This is a genomic window from Citrobacter sp. C5_2 (assembly GCF_014596845.2).
Taxonomy (GTDB): Bacteria; Pseudomonadota; Gammaproteobacteria; order Enterobacterales; family Enterobacteriaceae; genus Citrobacter; species Citrobacter werkmanii.
Genome location: NZ_CP115032.1, coordinates 2,842,805 through 2,863,535, shown reverse-complemented (window position 1 = coordinate 2,863,535; position 20,731 = coordinate 2,842,805). Strand labels below are relative to the sequence as shown.

Here is a 20,731-nt window from a genome sequence, read left to right as displayed (position 1 = left end):
CGTAGGCCGGATAAGATGCGTTAGCATCGCCATCCGGCACTTTATCCTGCAACACTCTCCATGCTCAAACGTTTAATAATATCCTGACGCAACTGGTATTTTTGTACCTTGCCGGACGCTGTGCGCGGTAACTTCTCGACAACCACGATATGCTCCGGGTATTTATACTTTGCTACACGTTTGCGGCTAAAAAAGGCGACGACAGATTCCAGCGACAGCGAATGATGCGGGGCTTTTAGTACCACATAAGCGCATGACCTTTCACCTAACCGTTCGTCCGGCATCGCGACAACGCAGGCATCATGAATGCGTGGATGTTGCAATAAAATATCCTCTACCTCGCGGCTGCTGATATTTTCCCCTCCGCGCACAATAATATCTTTTTTACGCCCGGTTATTTTGATGTATCCCGCGTCGTCCATCCGGCATAAGTCGCCACTGTAATACCACCCCTCTTTATCCAGCGCGCGGGCGGTCAGTTCGGGTTCATCGAGGTAGCCCATAAAAACATTGGGGCCACGCGAGGCCTCTTCACCTTCTACTCCTGCAGGCAGGGTATTGCGCGCTTCATCAACGACTTTAATTTCGACCCCTGCAGCAGCATAGCCGTCGGTGGTCATCATGCGGGAAGGTGAATCATCGAGATTGACCAGCGCATGCGGCGAGCTCTCCGTTGAACCATAAATGCTTAACAATTTAATGCCGAGCCGTTGGCAGTCACGGGCAATCTTTTGCGGAATGGTGGTGCCTCCGCATAAAAAAAAGCGTAGCGATGAGAGATCGCAGGCGCGTTTTTCCATGCGACACAACATGTCATAGACAAATGGCGTTGCGCCGAGTACGCAGGTGCAGTGCTGTTGCTCCAGCAGATCGAGACAGGCGTCTGGGGTAAAAATATCCAACAACACGCTGCGTGCGCCGATTAAAAACGGTGCGGTAACGCCATGCAGAAAACCGGTAGCATGTCCAAGCGGCGCGGGCATTAAAAACACATCTTGCCAGGTGAGATTGAGACGGGCGCAGTAGGCGCGTTCGCTGGCAAGGATATTGTTGTGGGTTAACATTACGCCTTTCGGCATTCCCTCGGTTCCGGAGGTAAACAGTACCGCTGCCAGTTCATCCGCGTGAACGTTAATCGTTTGATTTAACGGCGGTGCTAAAAGCAGTTGGCTGAGTGCCTGTGAGGTGGTTGCCGGCGCCAGTTTATCCACGGCGACAATCTGTTGCAGATGCGGTAACTGGTTTTGTAAGGGGAGGATCAAATCGACCGGCCGGGTTTGTTTAAACAGGGTAGGTGCGAAAAAAATCTTCGCTTTACATTTATTTAATACCCATACTAACTCCGCTTCGCGCCAGGCTGGTAGTAACGGGACGGAAACGGCTCCGGTTTTCAGGCAGGCCAGATAAATAATGGTAAATTCGCACCAGCCCGGTAACTGGAAAGCGACGCGATCGCCGGGTTGAATACCGCAGGCTAAAAACCAGCTCGCCAGACTGCTGGCGGCACCGTCGAGTGCGGCGTAGGTATATGAAGCGCCATGATTATCAACCACGGCGATTTTATCCGGCATGGCTCTGGCTGTTTGGTTCCAGTAATCGCCAAGCGAAGCATCTCCCCATAAACCTTGTTGTCGCCAGGCATCGCGACGTTCGGCGTTAAACGTTAGTGTGATACTCATTCGTTATTCCCAGGATAATATCGGCATACGTCTGACCGGATTGGCCGTGGAGGCCGATCCGGGGTACAACGGCTCAGTCCGTTAGCCGTAGCGAAAATCAATGCCAAATGTTCCTGCCGGATACTCCCATTGTTCGAGGATCGTATCGCCGCACAGCACCCGACAGGTGCCACACTCCAGGCAGCCAGCAGAATCAAAATGAATATTCCCACTCTCGTCCTGCTTATACAGTCCGGCGGGACAGGCCTTCAGCAGTTTGCGAAATTCATTCAGATCGGGATGTTCGGCCAGAATAATGTGCGGGTGACCTTCATCGACATTGAATTTATTGACGCCCAGCTTGACGTCGACGTTAACGGTATTGTCCTGACTCATAGCGCAGTTGCCCCCTTGATGCCGTCTTTCAGTAAGTTCATCAACCCAATTTTCTTCGCATGGGACATCATCATCTTACGAATCGGTTGGTTCGGGCGTCCGTCAACGGTGAACATAGCGTTCATGATATCTGCGACCATGCGAGGGTATTGGGTGAAAAGGCGCGGGTTTTCCATCAGCGCCGGGATCTTGCGAAAATGCTGTAAATCACGCATCACACAGCCCTGTTCGAGGGCGCGTTTGTAGTCCATCAGGCTGCTGGCGGAGAAGTCCTGGCGTTCTTTGGCTGCAATGGCGGTTTGGGCAGCGGCTTCTGCGGAGGCTATTGCTAAATCCATACCACGCACCGTGTAACCCAGATTCAGGCAGAAACCCGCGGCATCGCCGACGATCATTACGCCGTCATCAACCAGTTTGGGTACCATTGCCAGACCGCCTTCCGGCACCATATGCGCGGAATACTCCAGCAGTTCTCCTCCCGCAATCAGTGGACGAATAGTCGGGTGTTGCTTAAAGTCTTCCAGCATTTGTGGAATACTTTTCGTTGCGTGAGCAATATCCCCCAGCCCGCATACCAGCCCCAGAGAGACCGAGTCCTGGTTGGTATACAAAAAGCCTCCCCCCATCAGTCCATCCGACGGTGAACCGGCAAACAGCCAGGCTGCACCTTCATCGCCTGAGAGGTTGAATCGATCCGCAATCACAGCCGGAGGTAAGCCGATCAACTCCTTTACGCCAACGGCATAGTGGTGAGCAGAAGAGGGAGGGACCATCCCCAGCGATCGTCCTAATATTGAGTTGACGCCATCGGCCAGGATGACAATATTGGCTTCCAGGATATCGTCACCTGCTTGCACGCCGGTGACCTTATTACCTTCGCGGATCAGCGCATCAACGCGGACGCCGGGGATGAACTGCGCGCCGGCCTGTTCTGCTTTTTCCATCAGCCAGGGGTCAAGTCGGTTGCGCAACACGGTGTAAGAATCCTGCGCTGGCGCGTTGTCTTTATCCCGATGAAAGTCGAGCGTTACGGCGCTCTCTTCGGTCAGGAAGGATATTTTTTCGCGGGTCACTTTACGTTCGAGTGGTGCTTCCTGCGCAAAACCCGGCATGATGCGTTCCAGACTATGCGCATAGAGTCGCCCACCGGTCATATTTTTACTGCCTGCACTGTTTCCGCGTTCGATGACCAGCACGTCCAGTCCGGCCTGCGCCATAACGTAGCCTGCAACTGTACCCGCCACGCCAGCACCGACCACAATGGCATCGAATTTTTCATCTGACATGCTTTATGCTCCTTTCCCGCCGCGAAGCAGCGGGAGATGTGCGTTAAATGGGGGGTTAGCGGCTGAGATGTTCGATAAGGGCCGGAACAACTTTGTAGATATCGCCTACCAGGCCGTAATCGGCGTAATTGAAAATAGGGGCTTTTTTGTCTTTATTGATAGCAACAATGACTTTCGCGCCGTTACCGCCGACCATGTGTTGAATTTGTCCTGAGATGCCTAACGTGAGGTAAAGGTCTGATTTCAGTAACACACCAGAAACGCCAATGTAGCGTTCGCGCTCCATCCAGTTTTCGCCTTCGGCAATCGGGCGTGAACAGCCCACTTCTGCACCCAGTACCGCTGCCAACTGGCGCACCATCTCCAGATCGTGTTGCGCAACCAGGCCGCGCCCCACGCCAACCACACGTTTGGCTTTACTGAGGTCCACGCTGCTCACGGATTTGGCGCGACGTTCCTGGCACATAATTTCATGAAGCGGTGCGATGTAAGCTGCCGAGACAACAGGACAGGTGTGCGATGCGTTTTCCGCTACGGGTTCAAGCACCCCTGGGGCTAGCGTGATAATTGCCAGCGCGCTTTTGATTTTTTCTTTGCCGAATGCCAGACCACCATACATGCGGTGCTCTGCGAACACGGTGTCATCCTCAAGCGTCACCGATATTGCGTCGTTCACCATTGCGGCATTGAGTTGGATGCTTAACCGTACCCCAAGTGATTTCGCGCGCTTTGTAGCGGGCATCAACAGCATTCCGGCGTGTTCTTGCATCTGCGCTGCAATGGTTTCGGCGTAATTTTCAACACGCTGTAAACCGGAGGGGGCTTCGAGCACGATTATCTCATCGGCACCCAGAGGTTTAACCTGATTAGCTTGTTCGCTGCCTTGTACAATAAGATGGACGTGTTCACCCCACTGACGCGCGCCGGCCATTAATTCTGTGTAGCGTTCTACGTTATCGCTGAACACCCATACGTTAGCTAATTTACTCATGATAATTTCTCTCCGTTGAGCTTAGTTCAGGGCTTTTTTCAGGTGTTCCGCCAGTTCGGCAATGGCTTCAGCCGAGTCATTTTCCAGAATGATGTGCTTACGTTCTGTTTGTGGCGGTACCGTAAGGCTTACCAGTTCCGCTAACGGTGACGCCGGCGTCCAGCCAATATCGCTGGCTTGCCATATTGTGACGGGCTTTTTACCCGCGCCGAGAATGGCTTTCATTGAGGGAATACGCGGCGTGTTGATATCCGAGGTTACGCAGAGTACAGCGGGGAGCGGCAGGTCAATCACTTCGACTTCATCTTCCAGCGTACGCTCAACCACAATGCGGTCGCCATTACGTTGGATGTTGCTGACGGCGCTAATCACCGGGAGTTGCAACAGTTCGCCAACCAGTAAGCCAACCTGTTGGGCGTAGATATCCCCCGATCCTTCTCCGAACAGCATCAGGTCGAAATTCATATTTTTGGCCGCGCAGACCAGCGCCTGAGCGGTGTCGCGGGGCAATGAATGCTCCAGCTGTGGATCCTGCACCATGAACAAACTGTCCGGTCCACGCGACAGCACGTCTTTACGCACTTTGGAATTTTGCAGTAGCGAGCCGCCCACGGTTAAAGCGACGATTTCATCACCCTCCGTACTCAGTTGCGCCGCGGCCTCAATCGCATTCAGATCAAACTGGCTGATTTTGGCGTCGGCCCGGTCAAAGTTAAGCGAACGCTGTGGGGTAACAACAATGTCCTGTTCTTCAGGCACCAACTTAAAGCAGGTTATTATTTTCATGGCATCTCCAGTCATCCACAGTAGGGAAAATTAACTGAAAATAGTGTGCGGCAGAGAGGGGACTGTTTTCGACGGGGCAATCTGTTTTCATTCCCAACAATCTTGCAAAAAAAAGTGCGGCGGGAATGCTTGTTTCATAAACGAGAGCTCGGGGTTGTGTACTGAAGAAAAAAAATAGCAAACACACCAGGAAAGGATAATTGCGAAATGCATCCTGTTTTTTATCGTTTCTACGCTTAATTTGTTTCTGATATGTAAATTGTTAATGTTGAATTAATAACATTTACTCTTATCAGTTTTTATAAAACGGGAATAATCGTAGAGAACAGCGAGATAGAGCCGGAGGTATCATCTTGCAGTCGACGCAAATAATTTTGTTTCGCCAGCAAGGAATAACGTTGTATAACATCATTATTGTTTTCGCTTTCTGATATTAATTATTCGCAAAATTACTGCCTTTAGGTGGAGGTTGTCATGTATCAACGCTGCTTTGATAATGCCATGGAGACCCTTTTTGAGCAGGGGAAAACGCCGAGACTTTCCCGATTCGTCATTAGCGATGATCCTAACTGGGAATCCGGCCATCATGTTCATGATAATGAAACGGAGCTTATCTATGTTAAAAAGGGGGTTGCAAGATTAATCATCGACTCTTCGCTGTATGTCGCGCATGCCGGGGACATTGTGGTGATTGAACAAGGGCGATTACATGCGGTTGCATCTGATACCAGCGCACCGGCTACCACTTACACCTGCGCGCTCTACGGTTTCCGGTTTAAAGGCTGGCAGGATAATCAGCTATTGCAGACGCACTCGTGTCCGGTCATTAACGTCAGTCAGGGTAAAGAGGTTATTAAGAGTATTTTTAATGAACTGGGGGTGATGCTCCCGCAGAGCAAGAACAACCTGACTTCTTCCGCTTATGACGCATTCGCGTATGCATTAACCGTGTTATATTACGAAAACTTTAAAAATGCTTACCGCTCTGAACAAGGATATATTAAAAAAGATGTCTTAATTAAAGATGTACTGGTCTATTTAAATAACAATTTCCGCGAAAAAATCACTCTCGAACAGTTATCTAAAAAATTCCGCGCCAGCGTGAGCTATATCTGCCATGAATTTACCAAGGAGTATCGTATTTCACCCATCAATTATGTTATTCAGCGACGAATGACGGAGGCAAAATTTTCCCTGACTAATACCGAGGCCTCGTTGGCGGAAATTTCGTGGCGGGTAGGGTATGAAAACGTCGATCATTTTGCCAAACTTTTTCAGCGGCATGTGGGATGTACTCCCAGCGATTATCGTAGGCAGTTTAAAAATAACCTTGCTGAGCAAGAATGCCTGATGCCTGAAGTCTGATTCCCCCGCACCGTCCCGGATAGCGCATCCGCGCTATCCGGTCAGTTATACCGCTTACTTATTTTGATAATCTTTCAGGATTTGGCGACCCGCGACGTAAATCATGATTTCATCGGTACCACCGCCAATGCGCTCACAGCGGACATCGCGCCAGAATCGGGATACGCGTGCTTCATCGGTGTAACCCAGTCCGCCCATAATCTGAATTGCGTCGTCAATCACTTCCATTGCCGTACGTGCACAATACAGTTTTGCCAGCGCCGCACTTGTGCGCAGCGACTGTTCCTGATCGGCCTGCCAGGCGACCTTCAGCACCATATTACGCATGTTTTCGATTTTTATTGCCATCAGAGCCAGTTTTTCCTGGATCATCTGGTTATGACCAATTGGCTTACCAAATGCGATGCGTTGGTTAGCGTAACGAGCGGCATCTTCGAAGGCGCATTCGGCAAAACCCGTGCTGCGCGCGGCGTTGATCAGGCGTTCCATTTCAAAGTTGTACATTACATTAAGGAAGCCCATGCCTTCTTCGCCGACCATATCGCTTTCGTCCACTTCAACGTTATCAAGATAGACTTCGCAGGTGCTTAACATGTGCCAGCCGATTTTATGCAGTGGGTTAACCTTAATGCCAGGTTTCTTTGAATCCACCCACCATAGCGTAAAGGCTTTCTTCGGATCTTTCGGCTCCGGGTCGCGAGCCAGTACCAGCATGTACGGATACTCTTTAGCGCCGGTGATAAATGTTTTTTGCCCGTTGAGATACACCTTGCCGTTTTTGCGGGTATAGCTGGTGGTGGCGCTGTTATTGTCGGAGCCTGCTCCCGGTTCGGTTAATGCCAGCGCATACGCTGGATCGCCCGTTTCCATGGTGCTTTCTGCCGTTTTACGCAGCTGCTCGGCGGAGCCAAAACGTCGCATGCTGTGGATGCACTGACCATTGGTGATCAAAAATGCGGGCGCGCCACATTTTGACACTTCCATCAGCGCCAGCATCTGGGTGACGTAATCAGCCGGGATGCCGCCAAACTCTTCCGGAACGCCCAGCATCGAAATACCGTTGTCCGCAAGGGCTCGCATAAATTCCTTCGGATAAGTCGCCGTCTGATCGCAGGTGCGGAAATACTCTTCCGGGAAATTGCTGGTAATCAGTTCGCGAATGCTGGCAAGCAACAGTTCTTGTTCTTCAGTTAATGAAAAATCCATCAGGGTACTCCTTTTAATTGGCTGCGTCGGGTAATACAAAGCCCATCGAGGCATCGATAAATAATCTTTCGTCCATCAGTTTCAGGTCTGGGGAAATAATCGGAATGAAGTCCATTTTGTCGAGAATGTCTTCCTGCAAGGAGACCCCTGGCGCAATTTCAACTAAATGGAGGCCATCTTCTTTTAACGTAAATACAGCGCGTTCGGTGATGTAACGCACATCGAGACCACGCTCAAGGGCAATTTTTCCACTGAACGTGACTTCAGGTAATTCGTTAACGAATTTTTTTACCCGACCTTCCTGCACGATATTTAACTTGCCGTCGGCAACTTCCGTTTTCAAACTTCCGGCAGTTAACGTGCCGCAAAAAATAATTTTCCTGGAGGTGGCGCTAATATCGATAAAACCGCCGGTGCCCATGATTTTGCCATTGAATTTATGTACGCCGACATTGCCGTGCCGATCCACTTCAGCAAAACTTAAATAACACACATCCAGCCCGCCGCCGTGGTAGAAGTCAAACTGGGAGGTCATATCCAGAATGGCGCGGGTGTTGACGTTGGCGCCAAACGCGATGCCCTGAGACGTAATGCCGCCAATCGGGCCGGTTTCTACCGTCAGAATAAAATCGTCGGCACAACCTTCTTCGCGTGCGACAAGGCCAATCCCGTCGGCGATGCCCACGCCAACGTTGCCGACCGCGCCTTTACGCATTTCGAACAGCGCGCGTCTGGCCACCAGTTTACGCTGGTTAAGCGGCAGGGCTGTTTGCTGGCTGTCATCGAGGACAAAATCGCCGGAAATAAAACGGTTAACCGGCGCGCCACCGTACAGTTGCGTTTGGTCGGGGTCGATGACCACAATATCGACCAGATAGCCCGGAATACGCACCGCTTTCGGATGCAACGTGGCTTTCTTCACCATTTTTTGCACCTGCATCATGACGATGCCGCCGTTGTTGTGTACGGCCTGAGCAATCACCAGCGCATCGAGATACATCACTTCATCTTCAAAGGTGGCGTAGCCTTCGCTATCGCAGGTCGTGGCGCGAATAAAAGCGATGTTTGGCGCAATGGCTTTGTAATAGAGGTACTCTTTGTTATCGATTTCCACCAGTTTGATCAGATCTTCGGTCGTCACCTCATTCAGTTTGCCGCCCTGTTGGCGAGGATCGACAAACGTACCGATGCCGATATCACTCAGAATGCCAGGCTGGTGTGCTGCTGATGCTCGCAGGGCTTGGGTCAATACGCCCTGAGGATAGTTATAGGCGGCGATTTTATTCTGCTCCGCCAGGTCGGAGATTCGTGGCGATTGTCCCCAGTGGCCGCAGAGCGCCCATTTGACTAAACCTTCCTGCGCCAGCGGGCTGATTCCACGGTCGGCACGGTCACCCAATCCCGTTGGGCTAATTAATGATAAATTACGTGGTGATTGCGTGTTTTTGTATTTTTCTGCCAATGCATTAATTAATGTGGTTGCCTCAAGAATACCGCCGCCTGCGCCTAATACGCAGAGGGTTGCTTCATCAGGAATATAATTAATGGCTTCTGCTGCGGATAATACAGGTACCCGACCATCGATACGGTTTGGTCTTGGAAATTTCATATAAACTCCAGATTATATGCGTGCGACTACCTGTCGCTATAGTCGACAATAATATTGTGAGTTAATTTAATCAGGCTTAGCTGCCAGCCAGATATTCGTGGTTAAGCGAATATCTGGGGCAGGGCATTGCTAATAGTGATGTGGATATATTCTGCTATTAAGCCTGATGCAATATTGTTAATACAGTACGCAGATCGGCGACCGAAATTTGTCCCGGGGCCGACGCTTTTTTCACGGCGCCAAAGGTGGCTGCTGAACCGAAAACCTCGCCGGAGAGACGTGAAATCACCCCAGTTTTAGCCATCGACATGGTAATTATCGGCCGGTCCGCATAGCGCTCTTGCATTTCCAGCGTAGCGCCCAACAGTGTCAGCACATCCGTTTTGTTTTGCGGCATCAGGGCGATTTTAGGAATATCCGCGCCAAGTTCCTGCATTTTACGCAGACGCTGGATGATCTCTTCTGCGGCTGGTGTCTTATGGAAATCATGATTCGACATAATCACGCTGACATTTTTCGCGTGGGCATGTTCGACGGTCGCTTTAACCAGCTCATCACCGGTGAAAAGCTCCAGGTCGATCATATCCACCAGACCGCTGTCTACTGCTGCACGGTTAAGTGCAATATAGTTTTCGACAGACAGTGCCTGTTCACCGCCTTCTTTGGCGCTGCGGAAGGTGAAAAGTAGCGGTTTGTCCGCTATCACATCGCGGATGGCGCGAGCCGCTTCCAGCACGGCATCTGTGGAAGAGACATCGCTGAAATGGTCAACGCGCCATTCCAGAATGTCGAAATCCTCTTCGCGATAGGCCAGCGCTTCGCTTTTTACCGTGGCGATGTCTTTACCCATCAGCGAGACAATGATCTTCGGCGCACCCTCGCCAATCACGAGGTTTCTTACGGTTACGGTTTTCATTGATTACCCTTTAAATATATTACAAATGCGTGCCCGTCAGGCTGCAAAACCCATAACCTGTTTCACATACTCCAGTGGGAAATCTTTCCCGGTCCAGAGTTTGAACTGTTCAGCCCCTTGCCATAACAACATGCCGTAACCATCAATTGTTTTGCAACCCGCAAGTTGCGCCTGTTGCAATAATTTGGTCATATGCGGGTTATAAACGCATTCCGTCACCAGCAGGTCCGGGCGCAGCAGGGAAACGTCGGTCACGAGAGATTCGTTGTCCAGCGGCTTCATGCCGACTTTTGTGCCGTTGGTCAGAATATCCGCGCTGGCGAGGGCATCGGCAAATGCTTGCCGATCGGCGAGATCGATAACGGTCACGACGCAATCGGTGTTTTCATTGACGCGTTTGGCGAATGCCTGCGCCTTTTCAAAGAATTCATCTTTACGGTTAAACAGCTTAATTTCTTTGATGCCTTCAATGGCCGCCTGCGCGCCAATGGCTGTCGATGCGCCGCCCGCACCCAACAGTACCATGGTTTTACCTTTAATATCGAAGCCGCTTTCTTTAATGGCGCGAATATGACCGGTGCCATCGGTATTGTAACCGCGCAGGTAACCATCATCGTTCACGATGGTATTGATTGCGCCGACCAGTTTGGCCGCAGGGGTCAATTCATCAACATATTCACATGCCAACTGCTTATTGGGCATAGAGACCCCGGTGCCACGCATCTTCAACGCTTTCAGTCCGGCAATGGCATTGGCAAACGTTGAGTTATCGACTTCAAATGCCATGTAGGTAAAAGGTAGTCCCGCTTTTTCTAATGCCTTGTTTTGCATTTCTGGTGACAGACTATGTCTGATAGGGTAGGCCATTAAGCCAATCAGTTCATATTTAGCAGTTACGTCCATTTGATACTCCTTCTAAACAATTTATTGAAAATAACGTTCGCCCAACCGCACATCATTTTTGGGAATATCAAATACGCGGTAGTAACGAATAAAGACGATGATGGCGGTGATGAAGGCCAGCAGAGCAAATGCAAAGTCCAGCAAAATGATGTATTGCAGGCCAATGTTAGAAAGGTATCCGGTGATTAATGGGATAATAAAATTGGCTACGCCACCCATCATCATATAAACACTGGTGACTTTGGCTTTGCTCCTGGGGAAAAACTCTGACATCACCGAGACGCCAAGCTGTAAAATACCGCCAGCGGCAGAGAAACCAATCAGAAATGAACCGGCGTTACACACTAGCGGAGAGGGATATAAATAGATGACCGCTGCGGTGATGGTTGCCAGTGCGGCGTTAAACACATTTGCCCATATCGGTCGAACCATTTTCTTCAGCAGGGCGGCAAAAATAAATACGCAGACCAACGATCCCATACTGTAGTAAGAGATCGTTTTCAGGGCGTCGGCTTCCGCCATGCCGGCAAACGCCATGGCGTATTTCGGCATCCAGACCACGATGACGTAAAAGGTTGAAAACGCCGCGACACCGAACATCACGGAAGCGACGCCTTCCAGCCAGACCAACGGTTTGCTGTTCATCTGTGGCAGCTCTTTAGCGATACCGGCATCCACCATCTGGCTGGGAAAGCGGCTTTTTAACAGCATCAGGGTAATAACGACGAACAGTACGCCAGGGATAATGACCGCATAGCCGTACCAGATATGGTTGAGCAGCATGGTGCTGACGACAATGGGGTAGAGCATCTGCCCGAACGAGACCATCGCTTTAACCAGGATAACAGCCGATCCTGATGCTTTGGGGAAGCATTCCATTAATGCCGGATAGCCACCGGTATCCAGCGCCGAGTTAGCCACGCCAACGCAAACAGCCAGAATAAAGGCAATCAGCAGATTAGGGCTGGCGGGAATACCGAAGAAAAACAGCATATACAGAATAGCGCCTAACAGAATGATCGCCCGGCGGCCAAACTTATCTGAGAGCACACCAAAGAATAAAATACTCACCAGTCGCCCCAAACCAATGCCTGAAATTAAATAGGCAATCCCGGCATTGTCGGTGGAGAACTTTTCTGCGAGAGACGTCATATTTTGCGCCAGCGTAATGACGCTAATGCCGTGGAGAAAATAACTTAAATAAATACAGATTATCGCCAGAAGAAATGGCGTGTTAAAGGTCTTGTTTTGAGACATTTTCACAACTCCTTGCGGATTTTAAAATTATTTCGTGCTTGACGATATTTTTAAATTTCGGCGACCTTGTGCTTAATATACCGTTCAGTAGACACATTACCTACATAGCATGGCGTTTAACTTACCAGGTATTTTGCATCTTAAACTGTGAATTTAATTCTTCCTGATGACTTTTTGCTGATAATTTAAAAGGGCAGCCAATTATGTTGCAGAAGGGATGAACAATATTGCATCCTCGTTATTCTGCGACCGTCGCCATTTTTAGTTGATGTTTTAATGCGGCGCGGCTGCGATACCCAATAAACAGCGCCAACAGGAAACCGACAGCGGCGATACCGGCATCAAACCACATGATATGAGCAATGCTGGTCTCAGAGATTCTTGCTGTGATCAGCGGAATGGTGAAAGTCGCAATGCTGCCCGCGCTGTAGTAAATGCCGGTCGCTTTACCCTTTGCATGTGGAAAGCGTGCCGCCATTAGCGTTAAACCGATTTGCACCACGCCTCCGGCTGAAGAAAATCCAATGACAAACGCAAAGGTGATAACCACGTAGGGTGTCGGGTGCAGGCAAACCACCAGCAGCGCAATAAATGAAATAAAGGTGTACAGCATCAACAACAATGTCGCGCGTTCCGCTTTGCGCGCCAGTGGCGCAGTAATCAATACACACAATAAAGAGCCGCAGGTGTAAATGCTTAACAATTTGATAGATAACGTATAAGGCATGCCAGCAACAAACTGTCCGTACTGCGCCAGCCACTGGCTTACCAGATAAAATGTCGCCATGGCGATATAGCCATACAGAGTGTAACAGGCAAGATCGAGAATCGAACAACGATGTTCAGATTGTTGGGTTTCCCGTTTAGCAGGTAATGCCTTGATGGAAGTTTGATTTCCTGGATGCGCCGGGAAACGACAGCGAAACAAAAACACGCCGTTGATTATCATAATGGCGGCCGCCAGCAGGAAGGACCAGCCAAACCAAAGCTCGGCCCACACCAACAAACTGATAATCATAGGTAGCAGAAACTGGCCGCTGGAGACGAAGGCTTTTATTAATATATTGGCTGTACTGGGCGATCGGGGAAACGCCTCCATCAGGCTGGGATAGGTTCCGGCATCGAGAAAACTGTTGGCCATTCCCGCCAGAAAGCCAAAGGCATAGGCGATAAAAATACTATGCGTATTGATGATGCCAACAAAGAAAATCAGGTAGCAGATCATGCCGAAAATAATAAACGGTCGGCGGCCATAGCGGTCGGAGAGCATGCCAGCCATTAATAAGACACTTAAACGACCGATGCCCAGCGAGGAAATAACGATCGAGACGCCCGCGGCGTTGGTTTGCCACTGGTGTTCAAGCGAAGACATATTGAGGCTCATCAGAATGACCCCCATGCCGTGGACCAGGTAATTAAAGTACAGCCCTATCGCAGTGGAGAAATAGGTGTTTTTCATAATGTGTTACTCAGCGAAGAGGCTAAATTGGTATGGCGTTGTAAATGCTTAACACAAACGCTCAAGGTCGTGAGCGTAGAGCTCAACAGCAGCCGATTGATAGATTTTCCAGTCGAGGAAATCGTTGTGGTGATAAACCGTCTGAAATGAGTTCAGATCGGGGAAAAAACGCATAGTGTTATTACCAATGCGGTTATTAATTTTGTCGATAACTGCATTAATTCTTACTTTCCGTCTGGCTTTCATTTCTTTACAAATGTGCGCGATGTACTCCGGGATTTCCCTTTCGCCATTTTCCCATTGTTGCCATGCGGCAACATTATTATCACGCGAGATATACATCGCGCTTTCTTCCACCGTCATAGCAAAAATATGGCGGATAGCCTGCAGTTCCAATGCGTTCATTATTTGATCACCTCATAAAAGACGGTGGAATAGTAATAGCATTGCTGTGGATATTTCGGCTTGAAGAGAGTCACAGTATCTTGTGCAATATTATTTGTTGTATAGCAGGGAAGAGGTACTGAGTTTTGCAGCCAGTCGAGTGCGGAGGTGAGTGAAGGACAAAAAAAAGCCCATCGTGGGAGATGGGCAAAGACTACACACAGCAATTCGTTGTTTCACTCAGGGGAATTCCATGCTTATAAATCAATGTGTTGATCTACAGCCTTGAGCTAATAGTAGGCATACTGATTTTTCGCGTCGATCAGATTCATCTCAATAGTTTAAAAACTGTAAAGAATTTGCGACATAAATGAGTGCTGCGAGGAGAGTACCGTTCGGTTTAACTCAGTACCGGGACGGGATAGATTAACATTGCTAAACAATCAGGCGGCAATGCCGCCTGACGTTGGATTACTTATTGCTTTCAATTTCTGCGAGGAGTTCGTCCGGATCGCTCCCCGGCGCAGGCGCTTCATTCACCCAGGCAGAGAACAGACGCCAGGACACAGCCAGGACTACCGGGCCGATAAACAGACCAATCATGCCGAATGCAATTAATCCACCGATGACGCCAGAAAGGATAAGGAGCAGCGGCAAATCGGCGCCCATACGAATCAACATTGGGCGAATGACGTTATCCAGCGTTCCGACCACACCGCTCCACACCAGCAGCACGGTGCCCCAGGTTGAATCCCCGGTCCAGTACAACCAGATAATGGCCGGGACCAGCACCGGCAGCGGCCCCAGTTGTACCAGGCAGGAGAGGATCATTAATACTGCCAGCAGCGTCGCATACGGCACGCCGGTTACCGCCAGACCAATGCCACCGAGGACCGCCTGTACCAGAGCCGTAACCACAACACCTAACGCAACAGCGCGAATGGCCTGAGCCGCCAGCAGAATGGCGGCATCACCGCGTTTAGATGCCAGTCGACACGCGAAATGACGGATCCCTAACGCCACCTGTTCACCACGCCAGTACAGCAGGGCGCTGAATAGCAGCATCAGGCCACAATGCATCATAAAGCGACCAATATGCGCAGCCTGACCGACAAACCAGGTCGTTGTGGCGCCGACATAGGGCCGAACTTTGGCCATAATGGCTGCGCCGCCCATATCCAGCAGGCTGTGCCATGCGCCATACATTTTGGCTCCCACCAACGGAATGCTGTTCAACCACGCCAGATCCGGCAGCGTCATATCGCCAGCGGTGACGGCATGGATCAACGGTCCGCTGCCATCAACAATGCTATTAACCAGCAGCGCAATAGGAATGATAAACAGCATTACCAACAGCAGGGTCATTACCAGCACCGCCAGTGAACGGCGTCCCCACAGCAGTTTTTGCAAGCGTAACAGGATAGGCCAGGTTGCGATAACCACCGTACCCGCCCATGCAAAACCGAGGATAAAGGGCTGCACAATCCAGAGACAGGCCACAATCATGATGGCTAAAAACAGCACCGTTAGCAGCACTTGTGCAATATCCCTGGGCTGACGAAAATTTACCATAAATACTTTTCACCTTTGTCTTTGCGTCAGAACGTTGACGCGACGTGAACACTTAAATCACACCCTGTAATGATGAGCAATTTCAGCGGTTTTGAACAGGCGGATTCTGCCTGTAAATCTGCTGAGCGTATTAGAAAAAAATGTGATACAACAAACAAAGCAACACGCAAACGATTAAATTCACAACACAGACCGCAGGAAAGGGTCACTATAATGATTCCACAAATTTCTCAGGCGCCAGGTGTCGTTCAACTGGTGCTCAATTTTTTGCAGGCGCTGGAGCAGCAAGGATTCACGGGCGATACGGCAACGAGCTACGCCGATCGGCTGACAATGTCGACGGATAACAGTATCTATCAGTTGCTTCCTGATGCTGTGGTTTTCCCGCGTTCAACGGCAGATGTGGCGCTGATCGCCCGTCTGGCGGCTGAACCTCTTTTTTCGTCGTTGATTTTTACCCCGCGCGGCGGCGGTACCGGGACGAACGGTCAGGCGCTGAATCAGGGCATTATTGTTGATATGTCCCGTTATATGAGTCGCATTATTGAAATCAACCCGCAGGAAGGTTGGGTGCGGGTCGAAGCCGGGGTAATCAAAGATCAGCTCAACCAGTTTCTGAAGCCTTACGGCTATTTCTTTGCCCCGGAATTATCCACCAGTAACCGGGCAACGTTGGGCGGGATGATCAATACCGACGCATCCGGACAAGGTTCGTTGGTTTACGGTAAAACCTCCGATCACGTGCTGGGTATCCGCGCGGTGCTGATGGGCGGCGATATTCTTGATACTCAGCCAATGCCGGTCGAACTCGCCCAAACGCTGGGCAACAGCAATACCACTATTGGCCGCATCTATAAGACGGTGTATGAGCGGTGTCGTGATAATCGGCAGCTTATTCTTGATAAATTCCCCAAACTCAATCGCTTCCTTACTGGTTACGATCTCCGACACGTCTTCAACGACGAGATGACCGAGTTTGATTTAACCCGCATTCTTACCGGTTCAGAAGGTACGCTGGCGTTTATTACCGAAGCGCGCCTGGATATCACACCGTTGCCCAAAGTCAGGCAGTTGGTCAACGTCAAGTATGACTCGTTTGATTCAGCATTGCGTAACGCCCCGGTTATGGTGGAAGCGCGCGCACTCTCGGTAGAAACCGTTGACTCCAAAGTGCTTAATCTGGCGCGGGAAGATATCGTCTGGCATTCGGTAAGTGAGTTGATTACCGACGTACCGGATAAAGAAATGCTGGGCCTGAATATCGTCGAATTTGCGGGTGACGATGAAGCATTGATTGATGCTCAGGTCAGGGCGCTGTGCGAACGCCTGGACGGCTTAATTGCCCGTCAGGAAGCCGGTGTCATTGGTTGGCAGCTGTGTACTGAGCTCGCGGGCGTGGAGCGCATTTACGCCATGCGTAAAAAAGCCGTCGGTTTGCTGGGAAACGCGAAAGGTTCCGCGAAGCCTATTCCGTTCGCTGAAGATACCTGCGTTCCACCGGAGCATCTGGCTGACTACATTGCCGAGTTCCGTGCGCTGCTCGACAGCCACGGTCTGAGTTATGGCATGTTTGGTCACGTGGATGCCGGCGTACTGCACGTCAGACCGGCGCTGGACATGTGTGATCCGCAGCAAGAAGTGCTGATGAAACGCATTTCTGACGATGTGGTCGCGCTGACGGCAAAATATGGTGGTTTGCTGTGGGGCGAACACGGGAAAGGTTTTCGTGCAGAATACAGTCCGGCGTTTTTCGGTGACGAACTGTATCGCGAATTGCGCAAAGTGAAGTCGGTATTTGATCCGCAAAACCGGCTGAACCCGGGGAAAATCTGTCCACCGGAAGACGTTGACGCGCCAATGATGAAAGTGGATGCCGTCAAGCGCGGGACTTATGACCGACAGATCCCACTGGCGGTGCGGCAAGAGTGGCGTGGAGCAATGGAGTGTAACGGCAACGGGTTATGCTTTAACTTTGATGCGAAAAGCCCCATGTGCCCGTCGATGAAAATCAGCCTCAACCGAATCCACTCGCCGAAAGGCCGTGCCACGCTGGTACGTGAATGGCTGCGTCTGTTGGCGGATCGCGGAATTGACCCGATACAGCTGGAAAAAGAGCTGCCGGAAAAACGCGCCAGTTTACGCACACTGATTGCCCGCACCCGTAACAGCTGGCATGCGCGTAAGGGCGAATACGATTTCTCGCATGAAGTCAAAGAGGCGATGTCCGGTTGTCTGGCGTGTAAAGCCTGTTCCACGCAATGTCCGATTAAAATTGATGTACCGGAGTTCCGCTCGCGCTTCCTGCAACTGTACCACACGCGTTATCTGCGACCGTTGCGCGATCATATGGTGGCGACCGTTGAGAGTTATGCGCCGCTCATGGCGCGTGCGCCCAAAACGTTTAATTTCTTCATCAATCAGCCGCTGGTGCGTAATCTGGCTAAAAAGCACATCGGTATGGTGGATTTACCGTTGTTGTCTGCGCCGTCGCTGCAACGTCAGTTGGTTGGTCATCGTTCTGCGAACATGACACTGGAGCAGCTCGAATTACTCAGCCCGGAACAAAAAGCCCGTATGGTGCTGGTGGTACAGGATCCGTTCACCAGCTATTACGATGCGCAGGTGGTGGCTGATTTTATCCGTCTGGTAGAAAAACTGGGCTTACAGCCGGTACTGCTGCCGTTCTCGCCAAACGGCAAAGCGCAGCACATTAAAGGCTTTTTAAACCGTTTTGCCAAAACAGCGAAAAAGACATCTGAGTTTCTCAACCGGGTGGCGAAGCTGAATATTCCAATGGTGGGCGTTGATCCGGCGTTGGTGCTCTGTTATCGCGATGAATACAAGCTGGCGCTTGGAGAACAGAGGGGGGATTTCCATGTATTGCTGGTCAACGAATGGTTATCTACCGTTGTGGCGTCACAGCAGCCAGCTGCTATTGCCGGTGAGCCGTGGTATTTCTTTGGTCATTGTACCGAAGTGACGGCCCTGCCAGGCGCGCCTGCGCAGTGGGCAGCTATTTTTGCCCGTTTTGGCGCCAGGCTGGAGAACGTCAGCGTGGGATGCTGCGGCATGGCTGGCACTTATGGGCACGAAGTGAAAAATCACCAGAACTCACTGGGGATCTATGAGCTATCATGGCACCAGGCAATGCAACGACTGCCGCGAAATCGTTGTCTGGCTACCGGATATTCCTGTCGTAGCCAGGTTAAACGCGTTGAAGGCACGGGCGTTCGCCATCCATTACAGGCACTGCTGGAGATTATAGGATGATCTGGAAACGTGAAGTCACTCTTGAGGCGCTCAATGCCATGGGTGAAGGAAATATGGTGGGGTTGCTCGACATTCGCTTTGAACATATTGGCGACGATACCCTGGAGGCCACAATGCCGGTGGACCATCGCACCAAACAACCTTTTGGTTTACTACATGGCGGTGCATCGGTGGTGTTGGCGGAAAGCATGGGTTCAGTGGCCGGTTACCTGTGCGCTCAGGGAGAGCAAAAAGTGGTGGGCCTTGAGGTTAATGCCAACCATGTTCGCTCTGCGCGGGAAGGGCGTGTCAGAGGCGTGTGTAGCGCCATTCATACCGGCTCTCGCCATCAGGTATGGCAAATCGAAATCTTCGATGAGCAAGGGCGATTGTGTTGCACATCGCGTCTGACGACCGCTATTTTGTGATGCATATTGCTTTTGGTCATTATCTGCGCAGTGAATGGTGTTATACTGTGCAGGTTTTGAACACAAGCGAGGATGATATGTCTACCCAATTAGACCCGGCCCAACTGGCAATAGAGTTTTTACGTCGTGATAAAACCGATCTTTCACCGGCTCAGTACCTGAAAAGACTGAAACAGCTTGAGCTGGAGTTTGCGGATTTATTGACGCTCTCTTCAACTGAACTGAAAGAAGAGATCTATTTTGCCTGGCGCATGGGCGTTCATTGATTCCGGTATGCTTATTGTAATGTAACCCCGACATGCGTTCGGGGTTATTTTTGGCGTTAAATCTTGTTTACCACTTCATCTCACCGGTATTGACCTTCGCGCTTAGCTCCAGAGAGCTGGCGTCCGCCAGACCTGGCCATGCCGCCGTCATGGTTTTAATCACGTAAGCTGAACCTTTATTCGCGCTTAACGCCTGCTCAAATGACTGCAAATAGTCCCGGGTGAAGCGAATCGCTTTATCGCCTGTCGGGCGTTCGCCAATGTAATGCCCCGGAACCACCTGAGCGGGCTGTAAGTTCTGCATCTCGCTTAACACATTGCGCCACGCGGAACGCTGTTCAGCAGACTGCGTATCCGCCGTCCAGACATGAATACCCGAAGCCACGCCGGTACCGCCAATGATTGCGCGGTTCGCCGGGATCCAGACATACGCCGCATAATCGTCGGGATGGCGAAGTTCCAGCGTTTCGCCATCAACCGTGAAACGCCTTTGTGTGGTGGCTTGCGGCACGGTGAGTGATGTTGGCGCGCCGTCCTTCATTTGCGGGCCCCAGAACTGCAGTTTGACCTCTTTCGTGGCGCGGATATGCTCAACCACATGCGGTGTTGCCAGCACTTTTACCTGTGGGAAGGCGTTGACGAGGGGCTGCAGACCGAAATAGAAATCCGGATCGCCGGAGGTGATTACGATGGCTTTCAGCGTCTTACCGCTGGCGCGAATCATCTGTACCAGTTGTTCACCATCTTTGGTGCTGAACTGCGCATCAAACAAAATCGCCTCTTTCGGTCCTGAAACCAGCGTCGAGGAGACCGGGAAAATAGACTTATCCTGCGGGTTGTAGACGTCCAGCTGGAGCGGGGCGGCAAAGAGTGAAGAGGAGAACAGGGGTAACAGCAGAGCCAGAGTTTTAACATTCATACCAGGTAACCTTGTGCAGGAAATTGTCTTTTGATAGTTCGCGTATTTTAAGGATATTTGCATCTGTTAGAATTCCTGTAT

The 20,731-nt window shown here is 50.7% G+C and carries 18 protein-coding genes and 1 other RNA gene; 4 read left to right on the top strand and 15 right to left on the bottom strand.

Going from position 1 to position 20,731, the window contains the following annotated elements:
- Positions 1 to 41: 41 nt before the first annotated feature.
- The 5 genes from fadK to ICA20_RS13995 all read right to left on the bottom strand — a co-directional run bounded on the left by fadK (position 42) and on the right by ICA20_RS13995 (position 5,117).
- Positions 42 to 1,679 (bottom strand): medium-chain fatty-acid--CoA ligase, encoded by a 1,638-nt coding sequence (gene fadK, locus ICA20_RS14015; protein WP_038640218.1) that lies wholly within the window; start codon positions 1,677 to 1,679, stop codon positions 42 to 44.
- Positions 1,680 to 1,760: 81 nt separating this feature from the next.
- Positions 1,761 to 2,054, bottom strand: coding sequence for a ferredoxin (locus ICA20_RS14010; RefSeq protein WP_038640220.1), 294 nt, complete (start codon positions 2,052 to 2,054; stop codon positions 1,761 to 1,763).
- Positions 2,051 to 3,340, bottom strand: a complete 1,290-nt coding sequence (locus tag ICA20_RS14005; protein ID WP_038640222.1) for an FAD-dependent oxidoreductase — start codon at positions 3,338 to 3,340, stop codon at positions 2,051 to 2,053. The genes ICA20_RS14010 and ICA20_RS14005 overlap by 4 nt, the downstream gene beginning before the upstream one ends.
- A 55-nt stretch (positions 3,341 to 3,395) precedes the next feature.
- Positions 3,396 to 4,331 carry an electron transfer flavoprotein subunit alpha gene (locus ICA20_RS14000; RefSeq protein ID WP_038640223.1) on the bottom strand — a complete coding sequence of 312 codons (936 nt, stop codon included), beginning with the start codon at positions 4,329 to 4,331 and terminating at the stop codon, positions 3,396 to 3,398.
- A 21-nt stretch (positions 4,332 to 4,352) separates the two neighbouring features.
- Positions 4,353 to 5,117, bottom strand: a complete 765-nt coding sequence (locus ICA20_RS13995; RefSeq protein ID WP_038640226.1) for an electron transfer flavoprotein — start codon at positions 5,115 to 5,117, stop codon at positions 4,353 to 4,355.
- Between the two features lie 474 nt (positions 5,118 to 5,591).
- On the opposite strand from ICA20_RS13995, the gene ICA20_RS13990 reads away from it, so the two are divergent.
- The gene (locus ICA20_RS13990) at positions 5,592 to 6,482 is read left to right on the top strand and encodes an AraC family transcriptional regulator (RefSeq protein ID WP_038640228.1); all 891 of its coding nucleotides are present in this window, start codon (positions 5,592 to 5,594) and stop codon (positions 6,480 to 6,482) included.
- A 54-nt stretch (positions 6,483 to 6,536) separates the two neighbouring features.
- Here ICA20_RS13990 and ICA20_RS13985 read toward each other — a convergent pair whose 3' ends face one another.
- The 9 genes from ICA20_RS13985 to ydiK all read right to left on the bottom strand — a co-directional run bounded on the left by ICA20_RS13985 (position 6,537) and on the right by ydiK (position 15,788).
- Positions 6,537 to 7,688 carry an acyl-CoA dehydrogenase gene (locus ICA20_RS13985; RefSeq protein ID WP_038640230.1) on the bottom strand — a complete coding sequence of 384 codons (1,152 nt, stop codon included), beginning with the start codon at positions 7,686 to 7,688 and terminating at the stop codon, positions 6,537 to 6,539.
- A gap of 13 nt (positions 7,689 to 7,701) precedes the next feature.
- Entirely contained in the window at positions 7,702 to 9,297 is a 1,596-nt protein-coding gene (locus ICA20_RS13980) for an acyl CoA:acetate/3-ketoacid CoA transferase (RefSeq protein WP_038640232.1), read from the bottom strand.
- A gap of 157 nt (positions 9,298 to 9,454) precedes the next feature.
- Complete coding sequence (aroD, locus tag ICA20_RS13975; protein ID WP_038640234.1) at positions 9,455 to 10,213, bottom strand: type I 3-dehydroquinate dehydratase; 759 nt, start codon at positions 10,211 to 10,213, stop codon at positions 9,455 to 9,457.
- 36 nt (positions 10,214 to 10,249) lie between these two features.
- Positions 10,250 to 11,116: a quinate/shikimate dehydrogenase gene (gene ydiB / locus ICA20_RS13970; protein ID WP_038640236.1), complete on the bottom strand. Its 867-nt coding sequence runs from the start codon at positions 11,114 to 11,116 to the stop codon at positions 10,250 to 10,252.
- Between the two features lie 21 nt (positions 11,117 to 11,137).
- Positions 11,138 to 12,373 carry an MFS transporter gene (locus tag ICA20_RS13965; RefSeq protein WP_038640238.1) on the bottom strand — a complete coding sequence of 412 codons (1,236 nt, stop codon included), beginning with the start codon at positions 12,371 to 12,373 and terminating at the stop codon, positions 11,138 to 11,140.
- A gap of 238 nt (positions 12,374 to 12,611) precedes the next feature.
- Entirely contained in the window at positions 12,612 to 13,832 is a 1,221-nt protein-coding gene (locus ICA20_RS13960; RefSeq protein WP_038640240.1) for an MFS transporter, read from the bottom strand.
- 48 nt (positions 13,833 to 13,880) lie between these two features.
- On the bottom strand, positions 13,881 to 14,237 hold the full coding sequence (locus ICA20_RS13955; protein WP_038640241.1) for a YdiL family protein: 357 nt from the start codon (positions 14,235 to 14,237) through the stop codon (positions 13,881 to 13,883).
- 158 nt (positions 14,238 to 14,395) lie between these two features.
- An RNA gene (gene rprA, locus ICA20_RS13950) (antisense sRNA RprA) lies at positions 14,396 to 14,503 on the bottom strand.
- A gap of 184 nt (positions 14,504 to 14,687) precedes the next feature.
- Entirely contained in the window at positions 14,688 to 15,788 is a 1,101-nt protein-coding gene (ydiK, locus tag ICA20_RS13945; protein WP_038640243.1) for an AI-2E family transporter YdiK, read from the bottom strand.
- A gap of 213 nt (positions 15,789 to 16,001) precedes the next feature.
- On the opposite strand from ydiK, the gene ICA20_RS13940 reads away from it, so the two are divergent.
- The 3 genes from ICA20_RS13940 (at position 16,002) to ICA20_RS13930 (ending at position 19,731) form a co-directional block, all read left to right on the top strand.
- Complete coding sequence (locus ICA20_RS13940) at positions 16,002 to 19,058, top strand: FAD-binding and (Fe-S)-binding domain-containing protein (RefSeq protein ID WP_085049443.1); 3,057 nt, start codon at positions 16,002 to 16,004, stop codon at positions 19,056 to 19,058.
- Positions 19,055 to 19,465, top strand: a complete 411-nt coding sequence (menI, locus tag ICA20_RS13935; protein WP_038640247.1) for a 1,4-dihydroxy-2-naphthoyl-CoA hydrolase — start codon at positions 19,055 to 19,057, stop codon at positions 19,463 to 19,465. The genes ICA20_RS13940 and menI overlap by 4 nt, the downstream gene beginning before the upstream one ends.
- A gap of 77 nt (positions 19,466 to 19,542) precedes the next feature.
- Entirely contained in the window at positions 19,543 to 19,731 is a 189-nt protein-coding gene (locus tag ICA20_RS13930; protein ID WP_029139522.1) for a YdiH family protein, read from the top strand.
- Positions 19,732 to 19,798: 67 nt separating this feature from the next.
- Here the strand turns inward: ICA20_RS13930 and ICA20_RS13925 are convergent, their stop codons facing one another.
- Entirely contained in the window at positions 19,799 to 20,650 is an 852-nt protein-coding gene (locus ICA20_RS13925) for a Vmh family MBL fold metallo-hydrolase (protein ID WP_038640249.1), read from the bottom strand.
- Positions 20,651 to 20,731 lie beyond the last annotated feature (81 nt).